The 15,258-nt window shown below is 41.1% G+C and carries 15 protein-coding genes and 3 tRNA genes; 9 read left to right on the top strand and 9 right to left on the bottom strand.

Translation table 11 applies throughout. From position 1 onward, the window contains the following. Nucleotides 1-136 precede the first annotated feature (136 nt). From Q0Z55_RS09515 to tpiA, 5 genes are all read right to left on the bottom strand, one after another. Nucleotides 137-213, bottom strand: a tRNA-Met gene (locus tag Q0Z55_RS09515). Between the two features lie 66 nt (nt 214-279). After that, nucleotides 280-356: transfer RNA gene (locus Q0Z55_RS09510), tRNA-Met, on the bottom strand. 48 nt (nt 357-404) lie between these two features. Then, nucleotides 405-489, bottom strand: a tRNA-Leu gene (locus Q0Z55_RS09505). Between the two features lie 52 nt (nt 490-541). After that, complete coding sequence (secG, locus tag Q0Z55_RS09500; RefSeq protein WP_297427595.1) at nt 542-871, bottom strand: preprotein translocase subunit SecG; 330 nt, start codon at nt 869-871, stop codon at nt 542-544. Between the two features lie 13 nt (nt 872-884). Then, nucleotides 885-1,676, bottom strand: a complete 792-nt coding sequence (gene tpiA / locus Q0Z55_RS09495) for a triose-phosphate isomerase (protein WP_297427592.1) — start codon at nt 1,674-1,676, stop codon at nt 885-887. Nucleotides 1,677-1,953: 277 nt separating this feature from the next. Here tpiA and pilB point away from each other — a divergent pair, with 277 nt between their 5' ends. Genes pilB through coaE form a run of 4 tightly spaced genes read left to right on the top strand, consistent with a single transcriptional unit; the run spans nt 1,954 to nt 6,380 of the window. Beyond that, nucleotides 1,954-3,657: a type IV-A pilus assembly ATPase PilB gene (pilB, locus tag Q0Z55_RS09490; protein WP_297427589.1), complete on the top strand. Its 1,704-nt coding sequence runs from the start codon at nt 1,954-1,956 to the stop codon at nt 3,655-3,657. A 29-nt stretch (nt 3,658-3,686) separates the two neighbouring features. Further along, nucleotides 3,687-4,913 carry a type II secretion system F family protein gene (locus Q0Z55_RS09485; RefSeq protein WP_297427586.1) on the top strand — a complete coding sequence of 409 codons (1,227 nt, stop codon included), beginning with the start codon at nt 3,687-3,689 and terminating at the stop codon, nt 4,911-4,913. After that, nucleotides 4,913-5,770, top strand: a complete 858-nt coding sequence (locus Q0Z55_RS09480) for an A24 family peptidase (RefSeq protein ID WP_297427583.1) — start codon at nt 4,913-4,915, stop codon at nt 5,768-5,770. Before Q0Z55_RS09485 ends, Q0Z55_RS09480 begins: the two co-directional genes overlap by 1 nt. 10 nt (nt 5,771-5,780) lie before the next feature. Further along, nucleotides 5,781-6,380, top strand: coding sequence for a dephospho-CoA kinase (gene coaE / locus Q0Z55_RS09475; protein ID WP_297427580.1), 600 nt, complete (start codon nt 5,781-5,783; stop codon nt 6,378-6,380). Between the two features lie 11 nt (nt 6,381-6,391). On the opposite strand, the gene Q0Z55_RS09470 is transcribed toward coaE, so the two are convergent. The 3 genes from Q0Z55_RS09470 to Q0Z55_RS09460 all read right to left on the bottom strand — a co-directional run bounded on the left by Q0Z55_RS09470 (nt 6,392) and on the right by Q0Z55_RS09460 (nt 8,497). Further along, nucleotides 6,392-7,306: a DMT family transporter gene (locus tag Q0Z55_RS09470; protein ID WP_297427577.1), complete on the bottom strand. Its 915-nt coding sequence runs from the start codon at nt 7,304-7,306 to the stop codon at nt 6,392-6,394. A gap of 2 nt (nt 7,307-7,308) precedes the next feature. Then, nucleotides 7,309-8,061 carry a 23S rRNA (guanosine(2251)-2'-O)-methyltransferase RlmB gene (rlmB, locus tag Q0Z55_RS09465; protein ID WP_297427574.1) on the bottom strand — a complete coding sequence of 251 codons (753 nt, stop codon included), beginning with the start codon at nt 8,059-8,061 and terminating at the stop codon, nt 7,309-7,311. Nucleotides 8,062-8,173: 112 nt separating this feature from the next. Next, nucleotides 8,174-8,497 carry a pyrimidine/purine nucleoside phosphorylase gene (locus Q0Z55_RS09460; RefSeq protein ID WP_297427571.1) on the bottom strand — a complete coding sequence of 108 codons (324 nt, stop codon included), beginning with the start codon at nt 8,495-8,497 and terminating at the stop codon, nt 8,174-8,176. Between the two features lie 303 nt (nt 8,498-8,800). Here Q0Z55_RS09460 and recN point away from each other — a divergent pair, with 303 nt between their 5' ends. From recN to Q0Z55_RS09435, 5 genes are all read left to right on the top strand, one after another. Beyond that, a complete protein-coding gene (gene recN / locus Q0Z55_RS09455) occupies nt 8,801-10,462 on the top strand; it encodes a DNA repair protein RecN (RefSeq protein ID WP_297427566.1) in 1,662 nt (553 codons plus the stop codon). Between the two features lie 87 nt (nt 10,463-10,549). Beyond that, entirely contained in the window at nt 10,550-11,107 is a 558-nt protein-coding gene (locus tag Q0Z55_RS09450; protein ID WP_297427563.1) for a YqgE/AlgH family protein, read from the top strand. Next, nucleotides 11,100-11,543: a Holliday junction resolvase RuvX gene (gene ruvX, locus Q0Z55_RS09445; RefSeq protein ID WP_297427560.1), complete on the top strand. Its 444-nt coding sequence runs from the start codon at nt 11,100-11,102 to the stop codon at nt 11,541-11,543. Before Q0Z55_RS09450 ends, ruvX begins: the two co-directional genes overlap by 8 nt. 284 nt (nt 11,544-11,827) lie before the next feature. Beyond that, nucleotides 11,828-12,598: an IclR family transcriptional regulator C-terminal domain-containing protein gene (locus Q0Z55_RS09440; RefSeq protein ID WP_297427558.1), complete on the top strand. Its 771-nt coding sequence runs from the start codon at nt 11,828-11,830 to the stop codon at nt 12,596-12,598. Nucleotides 12,599-12,713: 115 nt separating this feature from the next. Further along, nucleotides 12,714-14,516: an ABC transporter ATP-binding protein gene (locus Q0Z55_RS09435; protein ID WP_297427555.1), complete on the top strand. Its 1,803-nt coding sequence runs from the start codon at nt 12,714-12,716 to the stop codon at nt 14,514-14,516. A gap of 66 nt (nt 14,517-14,582) precedes the next feature. Here the strand turns inward: Q0Z55_RS09435 and pgsA are convergent, their stop codons facing one another. Next, complete coding sequence (gene pgsA / locus Q0Z55_RS09430; RefSeq protein WP_297427552.1) at nt 14,583-15,170, bottom strand: CDP-diacylglycerol--glycerol-3-phosphate 3-phosphatidyltransferase; 588 nt, start codon at nt 15,168-15,170, stop codon at nt 14,583-14,585. Nucleotides 15,171-15,258 lie beyond the last annotated feature (88 nt).

Below are 15,258 nucleotides of genomic sequence, written 5' to 3'. Positions count from 1 at the left end.
GACCTTCGGGTTATGAGCCCGACGAGCTACCAGACTGCTCCATCCCGCATCAACGTGCAAAAATTATATCTGTATTACGATTAATTTTCAATCTAAAAATTTAATCGCACTAATTAAGTTCTGGCTTAATTAAAAGTGGTAGCGGGAGCTGGATTTGAACCAACGACCTTCGGGTTATGAGCCCGACGAGCTACCAGACTGCTCCATCCCGCAACAACATATACAAATTTTATCTCACTTAAATCTTAAGTGCTTATTTAGTTTGCATCTAAATAAGATTGGTAGCGGGAGCTGGATTTGAACCAACGACCTTCGGGTTATGAGCCCGACGAGCTACCAGACTGCTCCATCCCGCATCAACAGATTTGCCGCTTAACACCAACCTAAATTTCTGGATTATAAGTTGGTGCGGAAGGGGGGACTTGAACCCCCACGCCCGAAAGCACTACCACCTCAAGGTAGCGTGTCTACCAATTCCACCACCACCGCAGCAGGTCGCATTCTAAGGGCTTCTTTGTTAAAAGGGAAGCCCTATTTTGCTTTATTCTGCGCTTTTAGGCTCAACTGGCGAAGTTTCAGGCGATGTTGCCGGTACACTTTGCGTTGTTGACACCGATTTTAGGCTATAGGCTTCATTCGATTGATTTTTCGCAAAAATGGCCAGCGTCAAACTGGTGATAAAAAACAATGCAGTTAAAATCCCAGTTAAACGACTTAAAAAATTACCTGAACCTGAAGCACCAAATACTGTCGCTGCACCGCCACCACCAAACGAGGCACCCGCATCTGCACCCTTACCATGCTGAACTAAAATTAATACGATCATTAACAAGGCTAAGATAATATGTACGACCAGCACAAAAGTTTGCATGCTGTACTCCTAATTATTTTGTATTGGCAAATGCTAAGGCGATTTGATGGAACGACTCGGCATTTAATGACGCACCACCGACCAAAGCACCATTAATATCTGGGCAAGCGGCTAACTCTACTGCATTTTCAGCTTTTACACTACCACCGTACAAAATAGCCATATTGGCGCCATGTGGGGTCAATTGTTTTAAGCCTTCACGAATTTTTGCATGCATGGCTTGCGCATCTTCAGGCGATGCTGTTTTACCTGTACCAATCGCCCAAATCGGCTCATAAGCAACCACAATATTACGCCATGCGTCGCCTTTGACTACAGCAGCAATATCACAAATTTGTTGCAAAACTACAACTTCAGCTTGCCCTGCTTCACGTTCTGCTAAGCTTTCACCCACACAGTAAATCACCGTTAAACCTGCATTGAGGGCATTTTGCACTTTAGCATTTAACTGATCACGCTGATCGGCAAAAATTTCACGGCGCTCTGAGTGACCCACCAACACGTAGCCCACACCATGATCTGCGAGTAACTCAGCACTCACTTCACCAGTATAAGCGCCTGTCGCTGCAATACGTGATACATCTTGCGCCACAGTGTAAACAGGACGTGCGGCATCAGCCAATTGGGCTTGTACAGCACCCAAAGCCAACATGGTTGGTGCAATGCCTAAATGACATTTTTCTTGTGCAATTGGACTATTTTGCAATAATTGTTTAAATTCATTCAGTAATTGCTGTGCTTGTGCCTGCACTGGATTCATTTTCCAGTTGCCTACAACCCAAGGGGTAATGGTCGATGCCGACATAGATGACCTATAAAAAACAATTCATAAAAACGCACATATTCTACACGCAATTGCAAAATTTAGAGCATACTTATTTTATACGATCTGTTTCGTTGCGATGTGAATCGTCTATAAAAGCCATACAACAGCTAAAAAGCAGACATTTAATTTTAACTAGTTCAATTTTTGTCCCATATTTAGGGCAAAGACAACATTTTCAGATATAGTATTTTCATGCAACAAAAGTATAATTTCGTTATACGTATTATAAACATTTTAAATTGAGGATCATTGGGGCATGTCATTTACACACGGGGCACCTAAATTTACAGGCTTTATTCGAAGACTTGTCGATGACGGCATTATTGCACCTGAAGCAATGCAACAGGCGATCTTAAGTGCGAAAAAAAGTGAACAAGATATTGTTCCATTTTTAATCCATCATTTAAATGTTCCAGCATATACAATCGCTGAGAAAATCTCCCAAGAATTTGGTGAACCTCTATTTGATTTAAGTACGTATAACTTCTCTTATCTGGTTCGTGATCTGATTGAAGATAAATTTATTTTAAAATATCGGGTTTTGCCTATTTTTCAACGTGGTCACCTGCTGTATTTGGCCACCAGTAACCCGACCAATATTGATGCTCTAGACGCCATTCGCTTTAACAGTAAAAAGAATATTGAGTTGGTGATTGTTGAACATGATAAAATTGAAAAAGCCATCGACACCCATTTTGCTGAAGAAACCAATTTTGATTTTGACGATGACCTCGATTTAGATTTACAAGCAGACCCAGATCAAAGTTCTGAACAAGAACAAGTCAGTGCAGAAGATGAAGCACCGATCGTCAAATATATTAATAAATTACTGATTGATGCGATTCGCTTAGGGGCATCAGATTTACACTTTGAACCTTATGAAAAAACCTATCGCGTGCGCTACCGTATTGATGGTGTGTTACGTCAAGTTGCAACCCCGCCTCTACAATTGGCGACACGTTTGTCGGCACGTTTAAAAGTCATGTCACAAATGGATATTTCTGAAAAACGTGTACCACAAGATGGTCGTATTAAACTTAAAATTTCTAAAACCAAAGCCATTGATTTTCGTGTCAACTGCTTACCTACGCTGTTTGGTGAGAAACTGGTTTTACGTATTTTAGATCCATCAAGTGCTATGCTCGGTATTGATGCGCTAGGCTATGAACCTGATCAAAAAGCCTTATTTATGGATGCATTAGCCAAACCGCAAGGCATGTTGTTAATTACAGGTCCGACAGGTTCAGGTAAAACCGTATCTTTATATACTGGCCTCAACATCTTAAACCGTGAAGATACCAATATTTCAACCGCCGAAGATCCTGTTGAGATTAACTTAGAAGGTATTAATCAGGTCAACGTCAATCCTAAAGTTGGCTTAACCTTCGCAGCAGCACTGCGCTCCTTCTTACGTCAAGATCCAGATATTGTCATGGTTGGTGAGATTCGAGACTTAGAAACAGCAGAGATTGCCATTAAAGCAGCACAAACGGGTCATATGGTAATGTCGACTTTGCATACCAACAGTGCACCTGAAACACTGACCCGTTTACGCAATATGGGTGTTCCCTCTTTTAATATTGCAACATCAGTCAACCTAGTGATTGCACAGCGTTTGGCGCGTCGTTTATGTAAGCAATGTAAAGCACCGATTGAAATTCCAAAAAACAGCTTACTGGAACTGGGCTTTACCGAAGAAGATTTACAACAAGAGTTTCAAATCTATCAACCGATTGGTTGTAGTGATTGCCGTGAAGGTTATAAAGGTCGCGTGGGGATTTATGAAGTGATGAAAGTCACGCCTGAAATTTCCAAGCTGATTATGGAAGATGCCAATGCGTTAGAAATCTCCAAGCTTTCACAACAATTGGGGTTTAGTAACCTGCGTCGTTCAGGTTTACTAAAAGTGATGCAAGGGGTGACCTCTTTACAAGAAGTTAACCGCGTAACGAGTGAATAGACAAAGTATTTAAAATAAGGATAACTTGCATGGCTGTCAAAAAAGCACAGATGATGCCGATTTTCATCTACGATGGTGTTGATCGTAAAGGGGTTAAGATTAAAGGGGAAATTCCTGCGCGTAATATGGCTTTGGCTAAAGTCACACTACGTAAGCAAGGGGTAACCATTAAAACCATTCGCGAAAAGAAAAAGAATATTCTTGAAGCGTTCACCAAAAAGCGTGTTTCTACCTTAGATATCACTATTTTTACCCGACAATTGGCCACCATGATGAAAGCGGGTGTGCCATTGGTACAAAGCTTTGAAATTGTGGCTGAAGGTCTAGACAACCCTGCTATGCGTGAAGTGGTGTTAGGTATTAAAGGTGAAGTGGAAGGTGGTAACACCTTTGCCGGTGCCTTACGTAAATATCCACAACATTTTGATAAATTATTTTGCTCCTTGGTCGAATCGGGTGAACAATCGGGTGCTTTAGAGACCATGCTCGATCGCGTGGCCATTTATAAAGAAAAGAGTGAACTTTTAAAACAAAAAATTAAAAAAGCCATGAAATACCCAGCCACGGTGATTGTGGTTGCAGTGGTGGTGACCATTATTTTGATGGTCAAAGTGGTGCCGGTATTCCAAGATTTATTTAGCTCATTTGGTGCTGACTTACCCGCCTTTACCCAAATGGTGGTCAATATGTCCAATTGGATGCAAAGTTATTGGTTTATTTTAATAATTGCGATTGCAGCAGCAATTGCCTTATTTTTAGAAGCCAAAAAACGTAGCCAAAAATTCCGTAACTTGCTGGATAAAACTGCGCTTAAACTACCGATTTTTGGAGATTTGGTCTATAAAGCTATTATTGCGCGTTATAGCCGTACCCTTGCAACTACGTTTGCAGCTGGTGTACCACTGATTGATGCACTAGAATCTACTGCCGGTGCGACCAATAATATTGTCTATGAAGAAGCTGTGATGAAAATTCGTGATGATGTAGCAACCGGCCAACAGCTACAATTTTCTATGCGTGCCACTAATCTTTTTCCATCTATGGCCATTCAGATGGTATCGATCGGTGAAGAATCGGGTTCTTTAGATGCTATGCTTGATAAAGTTGCTACACATTATGAAAATGAAGTAGACAATGCTGTTGACGGTTTAACTGCCATGATGGAACCTCTGATTATGGCCGTTTTAGGTGTGTTGGTCGGTGGCTTAGTGGTCGCGATGTACTTACCGATCTTCCAAATGGGTTCTGTGGTGTAATGCAAGACATTCTATATTTTTTGAGCAACAACCCAACTGCGCTGTATATCGCAGTTGGGCTTTTTAGTCTCTGCATCGGTAGTTTTTTAAATGTGGTGATTTACCGCACCCCAAAAATGATGCAACAAGAATGGCATAACGAATGTCAAATGCTGTTGCATCCTGAACAACCCATCATTGACGAAAGTAAGCTGACCTTAAGCCAACCTGCGTCAACTTGTCCAAAATGTCATAGCACTATTCGTTGGTATCAAAATATTCCTGTTGTAAGTTGGCTTGTGTTACGTGGCAAATGCGGCACATGCCAAAATCCTATTAGCATGCGCTACCCTTTGATTGAACTGCTGACTGCAGTGTGTGCTTTGGTGGTGGTCGCTGTGCTTGGGCCCACGCTACAGATGCTATTTGGTTTAGTGCTCACTTATATTTTAATTGCACTGACCTTTATTGATTTTGATACGCAATTATTGCCTGATCGCTATACCTTACCTTTGGCGGCCTTGGGCTTAATCGTCAATAGTTATGCACTGTACACCACACCAACCATGGCGATTTGGGGTTATGTGATTGGTTTTTTATGCTTATGGATTGTGTATTACCTGTTTAAATTGGTGACAGGTAAAGAAGGCATGGGCTATGGCGATTTTAAATTACTCGCCGCTTTAGGTGCATGGATGGGGCCTTTAATGCTGCCATTAATTGTACTACTGTCGTCGGTTGTCGGTGCAATTATTGGGATTATTTTACTTAAAGTACGTAAGGAAAATCAGGCATTTGCCTTTGGTCCTTATATTGCAATTGCAGGTTGGATTGCCTTTTTATGGGGCGATAAAATCATGAAGATTTACTTAGGATAAGGAATTCACCATGCGCTTGATTGTTGGACTTACAGGAGGCATTGGCAGTGGTAAGTCGGCTGCCAGTGCATGGTTTGAGCAACAAGGTATTTGCGTAGTAGATGCTGATGTTGTGGCACGTGAAGTGGTGCAGGTTGGTTCGCCGGTATTACAACAATTGGTGGCAAGCTTTGGGGATTGGGTGTTACTTGAAAATGGTGAACTCAATCGTCGTGCTTTACGTGAACATGTTTTTTTAGATGATCAAGCACGTCATATCTTAAATGAAATTACCCACCCTGCCATTCGTGCTGCTATTGTTGAGCAACTGGAACAAGCCAGCAGTCCTTATGTGATGTTAGTCTCGCCACTTCTTTTTGAAAGTCAGCAAGATGAATTAACCTCGCGTAGCTTACTCATTGATGCCAGTATTGAGTTACAAATTCAACGTGCCTCAATGCGTGATGGACAAAGCCTCGAGCAGATTCAAAATATTATTGCGGCCCAAATGTCACGTGAGCACAAGCAACAACGTGCTGATGATATTGTGCTTAATGATGGTGAGCTTGAACATTTATATGCTCAACTTCGACCTTTGCATTTAAACTACTTAGCCTTAAGTGAACAATAAAAAAAGCAGTCTTAAGACTGCTTTTTTTGTGCCAATTTGGCGGCCAATGGGTCTTTACGCCTAATCCAACGCCATGGTTGGATCGCACCAATCGCCATGCCAACTAAACCACAAATAATTGCCATGCTTAAAGGTTCACCCAGTAAAGGCACTGCTAAAATCGCTGCCATAAATGGCGCTAAAGTGACAATACTTCCCGCTTTAAATGCACCTAAACGCTTAATCGCTTCCACATAAGTCAGCGTGGCAATAATCACCACAAATACCCCATGGAAGATACTTTGCAGCAGCAAATGCATTGGTTCGGGTTCGCTTAAATTTTTAGGTAAAAACAAAACATAAATCGGTAGGTAAACGATAGCCGACCAAATCGCAACACTGGCCATAGAATGCCATGCCGAGAGTTTCCATTGTCGAATCAAGACGCTAAAAGTTCCCCATAACAAGGCACTGATAAAAAATAGAAAATCGCCAAAACCAAAGGCAATCCCTGTTTCTTGGTACATTAAGTAACTCATGCTACCAATCGCAAGCAGCATAATCAGCACACTTGCCCAAGTACTCTTATCAAATGGCGCTTTATACAACAGCCATGCCATTAACGCAGTACACAACGGAATAAAGCCATTTAAGAAAATAGCGGCATGTGCTGCCGGCACGTAATGAAAGGCGCTATAACACACCAAGCAGTAACCTAAACCGCCAATCATGGCAAGGCTAAACGCTTTAGGGCTCCATAAAAAAGCAGTGTCTTTTTTATAGATTAAGATGGGCATTAAAATGAAAAAGGCTAAAGCAAAACGCAGTGCAGTAATATCAAAAGCACTGATGTGCCAATTGGCACTGAGGCGGGCTGTGAGGGTAAAGCCGCCCCAGATACACATGGTAATCAGAACAAATAAATAACCTTGGTATCTGGGAGACATACTTATTGTCCGTTACGTTGACGGCATGCCTCATACAGTGCCATACCCGTGGCCACGCTCACGTTTAAACTTTGCAAGTTGCCATTCATGGGAATATACACCGTTTGGTCACATTGGCTTTGTGTGATTGGACGTAGACCTGTATCTTCTGCACCCATTACTACACAAATACCTGTGCCAGTGAAATCAAATTCGTGAATCGGCATGGCTTTTTCATCAAGCATAGTGCCAACTACACGTACATTAAACTCATCTTTAATGGTGGCTAAACTACGCGCTAAATTAGTGACTTGAATGAATTTTACTTTTTCAGCACCACCTGCAGCAATTTTACGCGCTGTTGGGGTCAAACTTGCTGAACGATCACGCGGTACAATCACCGCTTCAGCACCCATTGCCGCAGCAGTACGAATACACGCGCCTAAGTTATGTGGGTCAGTCACTTGATCCAATGCCAATAACAATGCCTTTGGATTGTTTTTTAGCAATGCATCTAAATCTTGTTCATTTAAAGTCGGATGCGGACGCACTGCTGCCACTACACCTTGATGGAAAGGTTGACCCGCCATTTTTTCTAATTTATCGCGACTGGCTTGCTGCACACTAATTCCAAACGGTTCAGCCAGTGCCAAAATGTTTTTTAAGCGCTGATCATCACGACCTTTTAAGGTAAATAGATTCAATACCCGTTCAGGCTCAAGCTCTAACAATGACTCCACTGAGTGAACGCCATAAAAATATTCTAATTTAGCCATGAACGACCTCAAAATTTAACGGTGATAATGCAAAAAACAAAAAATCCTGCAAAGTACACCTCACAGGATTTTAATGAATACAGTTTAACTGATTCACTGTAAAATTGCTTGATTAGCCTTCAAAGTGGCACACGTAATCAAGCACTTCGTCAGTTTCAATTTTAAAATAGCTATTGCCCGGTACATAAAAAGATTGACCCGCGCGGAACAATTCACTTTCAGTGCTCTCGGCAATTTGTACACGGCATTCACCTGAAACAATTTCCATACGCTCTGGCGCATGTGTTTCAAAAGTTAGAGCTTGTGATGTAGGTAAAATCACACCTAGCGTTTTTTTTGTTCCATCGGCAAATTGTACGGTATGGCTAATGCATAAGCCGCCAAAGTAAACATTTGATTTTTTTACAACTGATACATGGTCAAACTGAGCTGACATGCTTTTTCTCCAAAGATAGTATGTTCTAATATTACAGTGAGCTTAGTGTAATTCTGCGCTTACAACTAATCAATTCATCTGTTGCCCCAATGCAAAGTTTCACTGCCAAAAGGCTTGGCTGGCATTTACATAGATTCAGCCAAGTCATGCTAGCAATCAAATACACTTAAACAACTTAAATTGTATTTTCGCATTTAATTTAATATAGAATTATGAAGTTTTACGTCATCTTAGAAAAAAACTTGAGTGATGACCTAACAAAGTTGAAGATTTCTATCTCATTTTTGCAGCCTGGATGGGTGTATGCTGACACATTTAACTCTGATCAATTTTGCTTTAGCTGAACGCCTTGCCCTTGATGTCAACAGTGGTTTTAATGTCTTAACTGGTGAAACAGGTGCAGGTAAATCCTTGCTGCTTGATGCATTGTCGGCCTGCTTAGGTGAGCGTACCGATACCAATTATGTACGTTTTGGCTGTGATAAAGCCGATGTCACTGCGGTTTTTAGTTATCAAGAAGATAGCCCTGAAGCACGTTGGCTCACCCAACACGAACTTGCCGATGATTCAGGTGAGATTCATTTACGTCGAGTGATTTTTGCTACAGGTCGCTCCAAAGCATGGATCAATGGTCGTCCAAGTAGCTTAACTGAGCTAAAAGAACTCGGGCGCTTATTGGTGCAACTATATAGCCAACATAGCCAACAACAATTACTCGAACAACCTTATCCAAAACATTGGCTTGACCGCTATAGCGAGTTGCAAACGCCGGCTCAGCAAGTACGTGAAGCCTACCAAACATGGCAAAAAACCATTCGTCAGCATCAAGCCGCACTTGATGCCCAAGCCACACGGTTGCAGCGTATTGCCACCTTAGAGTTGCAACTTGAAGAACTTGAAGAACTAACACAACTTGATTATGCCGAGATTGAACAAGAATTTGATCGTCTAAGTCATCATGAAAGTATTATGCAAGATTGTGGTTATGCCTTAACTGCTTTAGATGATGCCGAACAAAATTTAAATCAAGAATTGGGCAGTATTATTCGTCGTTTAGAAGATCATGCTGGACGTAGTGAACAATTGGGTCAGATTTATAACTCACTACTGAATGCTCAAAGCGAAATGGAAGATGCCACATCGAGCTTGCGTCAATTTTTAGATCGGCAGAGTTTTGACCCCGAACGCATGCAAGAATTAAATACTTTGTTGGAAAGTTTTCACCGTTTAGCGCGTAAATATCGCACTTTACCTGAAGATTTAAAGCAAGATTACCAAACGTGGCAAGATGAGTTAGCGCAATTACAACAACTTGAAGACCCTGAAACTTTAGCCGAACAAGTGTTAGCAGCCGAACACAGCTTTATGCAACAGGCGCAAGTGCTTGACCAATTGCGCCGTGAAGCTGCTGTACCTTTAGCGCAAAAGCTCACCGAAAATGTCAAACCTTTGGCACTGCCAGAAGCACGTTTTGAGTTTAAATTTGAAGCCTTAGAACAAGCAAATGCTGAAGGTTTAAGCCTGATCCAGCTTTTATTTACCGCCAATAAAGGTATGCCGGCGCAACCACTTGCTAAAATTGCCTCTGGTGGTGAATTGTCACGTATTGCCTTGGTCATGCAAGTGATGAATGCAGAAAAAACCGATGCTGAAATTTTAGTGTTTGATGAAATTGATGTCGGAATTAGCGGTGGCACAGCCGAAATTGTGGGAAGATTATTGGCGGATTTAGCCAAGCATGTACAAATTTTATGTATTACCCATCAAGCACAAGTGGCTGCACAATCAGATCAACATTTGTTGGTGCAAAAACAGCAAACTGATCCAGCAAGTAGTACCATTTTTGAGCTTGATGAACAGGCACGAATTTTAGAGTTGGCACGTATGACTGGCGGCATTGAAATTAATGACACCACCTTGCAACATGCCAAGCAATTGCGGCAGTTAAAATTCCAAGCACTTTAATGGAAAAATACAAAAAGTCATTGGTTTATTGCACTAAGTCGAGTAACTTCAATATAAAGCAGTACGCAAAAAAGGAGCATTGCCGCATTGCCAAATAAACAATATTTGACCCACCGTTGCCTGATTGCCCCACCGGATTTGGCGGATGACTTTTTTGCACATACAGTCATTTATCTGGCACGGCATGATGCAGAGGGTGCACAAGGCATTATTATTAATCGCCCAGCAGGTATTCAGGTTAAAGAGTTACTGCATGACCTTGATATTACTGCCGACCATGTTCACCCACATGAGGTGTTACAAGGCGGCCCATTGCGCCCTGAAGCAGGCTTTGTATTACATACTGGTCAGCCCACTTGGCATTCTTCGGTAGCAGTGGGTGAAAACGTATGTATTACCACCTCTAAAGATATTTTAGATGCCATTGCACACAACCAAGGCGTGGGAAGTTATCAAATTGCCTTAGGTTATGCCAGTTGGGATAAAAACCAGCTAGAGCAAGAACTGAGCCGTGGCGAATGGTTGGTGTGTGATTCCGACATGGATTTAATTTTTAACCTACCTTATGCCGAGCGTTGGGACGCTGCCTATAAAAAAATGGGCCTTGACCGCACTTGGTTATCTTCTGAGATTGGACATGCCTGATTTAAACCAGCCCCATATGATTATGGCTTTTGACTTTGGTACACAAAAAATGGGCATGGCCGTGGGTCAATCCTTGATTGAAAGTAGCAATCCCCTTGCCTTATTTCCAATGCGCGATGGGATTCCCAATTGGGACAATCTACTTAAAATCGTCAAACAGTATCAACCTAACTTATTTTTGGTGGGTTTACCCTTAAATATGGATGATACCGAGTCTGAACTTTCAGCACGAGCACGTAAATTTGCCCGTCGGTTGCGTCATCAAACCAATATTGAAACCTTAATGGTCGATGAGCGCTTAACCACACGTGAAGCACGCGATGAATTAGAGCATTATCAGGCCACAGGTCGTGGTAAACATATCTCTGCCGACAGCATGGCAGCGGCCTTGTTTATTGAAAGTTGGTATCGCGATCCACAAGGCGTAAATCCTTAAATATCAAATCAGCACCTTTGGGTGCTTTTTTATTGCTGCTTTAATCAGCAACCGTTTGTTGTGTGTATTTTTGCGCAGCTTTTGCCAATTTTTAATTTTAAATCTCTTATGTTAAGAATTTGATTTTGATTCATGTTTAACATATTCGCTTAAAGGCTAATGCTGTCTCATTTGAGCTTAACTTCAATTGTAGCGGATTGCTAAAGCACTGCCTGCTATGGCTATTTTTCATGTAAAGTAATCGGCTGTTGATAGGTTGCTCATGTTTATAGACGCAGGTGATTATGGCGCTTTCTAGTTTTGGTAAGATTTTAACTGTCTTAGATCTATTTTCGATCCAACGTCCTGTCATTAATGTGGATGTGATCAGTACCGAACTAGGCTTATCCAAACCGACCAGTTATCGTTACTTAAAAGAATTGGTTTCGGCAGAACTATTACTCCGTTTAAGTGGCACCTCAGGCGATTATACCTTAGGTTCAAAAATTGCCGTACTGGATTATATTTCACGTACCACCGACCCTTTGGTACAGGTGAGTATTCCTTTTATGAAAGAGATGGTAGAGCGCACTGAATTTTCTTGTTTACTTACCCATTTAAACCACGACTCATGTATCGACATTCATGACGAAGTTTTTAAAAACATGCATTTATATTCGTATGGTCGAGGTTGCCCACGTCCGGTATTTGTAGGTTCATCGCCTAAAGTGATGATTTCACATTTACCTAAACAACAAATTTTAGATTATTACCAACGCTTTGCCACTCAATTGGCTGAGGTTCATTTTGCGCAAAGCGAAGAAGAATTTCTAAGCTTAATGAAAAAGATCAAAAAACAAGGTTATTATTTTTCCAATGGTGAGCTTGATCCCCATATTGCAGGACTGTCTGTACCAGTTAAATTCTCAAGTAAAGAACCACCTTTGGCCTTAACTTTATTAGGTTCTAAAAATCGCTTTGAATTTGTTAATTTGCAAAAGGTCATTGAAATATTACAAGAAAATGCGGCACTGATTGAACAAAAATTCTTAGCACTCGACTCACAAAAAGGCTAAATCTCAAGAATATGCCCATGCAACATGGGCATTGTTTTTGACAATTTTTCAACAAGTTTGTCTTAAAAATCTCGCTACACTTAACAGGACTTTACAACAATAAAAGTTTGTCGTTATGAATTTATGGCAACTGTTTCAGAAACTGCGTCCTTTTGTGCAGCCGTATAAATTATTGGTCATGGCAACACTTGCCTTAACCTTTATTGGCGCATTTACCGCGCAGGTCAACGCATTGACCTTGCAATACGCTGTCGATCAAATTGATGCTTTATTGAAACAAGGCTTAGGTTTAGAAGCCGGTTGGCATATTTTAATCACTATTTCCGTGATTTTACTCAGTAAAGAAATCATTAGCGCTTTGGTGCAATTTGGGCAAAAATTTTATGGTGAAAAACTTAAAATCTTAGTCTCACAAGATTTAGCACAAGGCATTATTGAAAAGTTTTTGACCTATCGTTTGGCCTTTTTTAATCAAGACAATAACCAAGCAGGCAAATTGCAAACCCGTATTGATCGGGGGATTGGCTCTTTAACCCGTTTAGTACAAATCTTTTTTATTGATATTTTACCGCTATTTACCAGTGCAATTGTAGCATTGGGTTTAATGTATTATGCGAATGTCTATGTTGGCTTAGTGGCAACCGCGATTGTGCCCATTTATTTTTGGCTGACTTATAAACAGGCACAAAAACTAGGCGGTTGGCGGCGTAACCTACGCGATGGACGTGAGAAAAAAAGCCAAGGCATTTTAAGTATTATTAACTCCATTACTGTCATTAAATCATTTAACCGCGAAAGTATTGAAGCGACTAAGCAACTGAGTTTACAGCGTGAATTGACTGAAAATCAGATGCATACCCGACAAACCAGTTTTATTTTTGATGGTTTAAAAACCTTTATTGAACAAATTGGCATTGTACTGATTATCATCCTAACCGCCTATTTTGTGCTGGATGGACAAATGAGCATTGGGATGATTATGTACCATGTGTTGTTATTTAATAATGTCTCCGCGCCGATTCGCTCTTTGCATCGTATTTATGATGAAGTCAATGATGCGATGATTTATTCCGAAAGCTTCTTTAAAATTTTAGAAGCCGATGATGAAATTGAAGCCAGTGGTGCGCTCAAGCCTGTGATTCGTGGCGAGTTCCAACTCAAGAATGTCAATTTCTTTTATCCCAATGGTCATCATGCTTTAAAAGATATTTCAATGACGATTCAACCGAATAAAATTACCGCTTTAGTGGGCTTATCCGGTGCAGGAAAATCAACATTAATTAGCTTGTTAGATAAATTTTATCTGCCGCAAAATGGCGCCATTCAACTCGATAGCGTGGATATTAATGACATAGATACCCAATATTTACGTGATCAAATTGGCTTGGTGCTGCAAAAAAATCATATTTTCCAAGGCTCTATTTTTGACAATATTCGTTACGGTAAAACCAATGCACTAGATGAAGAAGTGTATTTGGCTGCGCAAAAAGCTTCGATTCATGAACAAATTTTACAACTGCCCGATGGTTATCATAGCGATGCCTTAATGCTCTCTGGTGGGCAGCAACAACGCATTGCCATTGCACGTATGTTTTTAAAAAATCCACCGATTATTTTCTTGGATGAGCCTACAGCAAGTTTAGATGCCATTGCCACCGAGCAAATTAAGCAAAGTTTAGATGAAATTAAACAAGGGCGTACCGTGATTATTATTTCACATAGTTTGTCGCAAATCATTGATGCCGATTATACCTATGTCATGAAGGACGGCCTGATTGCCGAACACGGCGAACATGACGCGCTATACCATCAAGATGGGGTGTATAAAGAAATTTTTGATGCCATGGCTAAAAGTTTAAATATTGAAAAAATCGCCAAAACCTTTGAAGATGATGGTGATGAAGAAACCCATAGCTAACTAAATACTTTGATTAAATTTAATTTTAATCGACAAAAAAAAGCCCCTCAAGGAGGAGCTTTGATTTTAAGGCTGTTTTAAGTACGGCCATGCGGCTTTTAGGTAAATAAACATCGACCACAGGGTTAAAATCACTGCGGTGTACAATAATAAATAGGCTAAGGTTTCAAGCGGTGGCCAATTGAGTAAAAATACCGAAATTGCAATCATCTGAAATGCAGTTTTGTATTTACCCACCTTAGATACTGCCACATTGGTACGTGCACCGAGTTCCGCCATCCACTCACGCAAAGCCGATACGGTAATTTCGCGTGAAATAATCACAATCGCAGCAAAAGCCATAGAAATGGTCGGTTGCCATTGCACCAAAACAATCAATGCCGCAGCGACCATGAGTTTGTCCGCTACAGGATCTAAAAAACGTCCAAAGGCCGAGGTTTGATTTAAAGTACGCGCCAAATAGCCATCAAACCAATCGGTGACCGCAGCAATCACAAAAATCGCAGTGAGTATAATATGGCGCGTCATGCTACCGTCATGACCGTCTGCACCCGCAGCAGTTGGCCAATACACCACCAACAAAAATACAGGGATCAGCGCAATACGCGCTAAGGTCAAGATATTAGGAATATTCAGGATACGACCTGTTGTCATAGACACCGCCAACGTTTCCCCAGTTTGAACATCAAACCAGCCAATAATTTTGGTTTTTTCGTGTGAATAGCGCCACTTTATACGAAAT

This window comes from uncultured Acinetobacter sp. (genome assembly GCF_947626835.1).
In the GTDB taxonomy this organism is placed as follows: domain Bacteria; phylum Pseudomonadota; class Gammaproteobacteria; order Pseudomonadales; family Moraxellaceae; genus Acinetobacter.
This window is presented reverse-complemented; position numbering and strand designations above follow the sequence as displayed.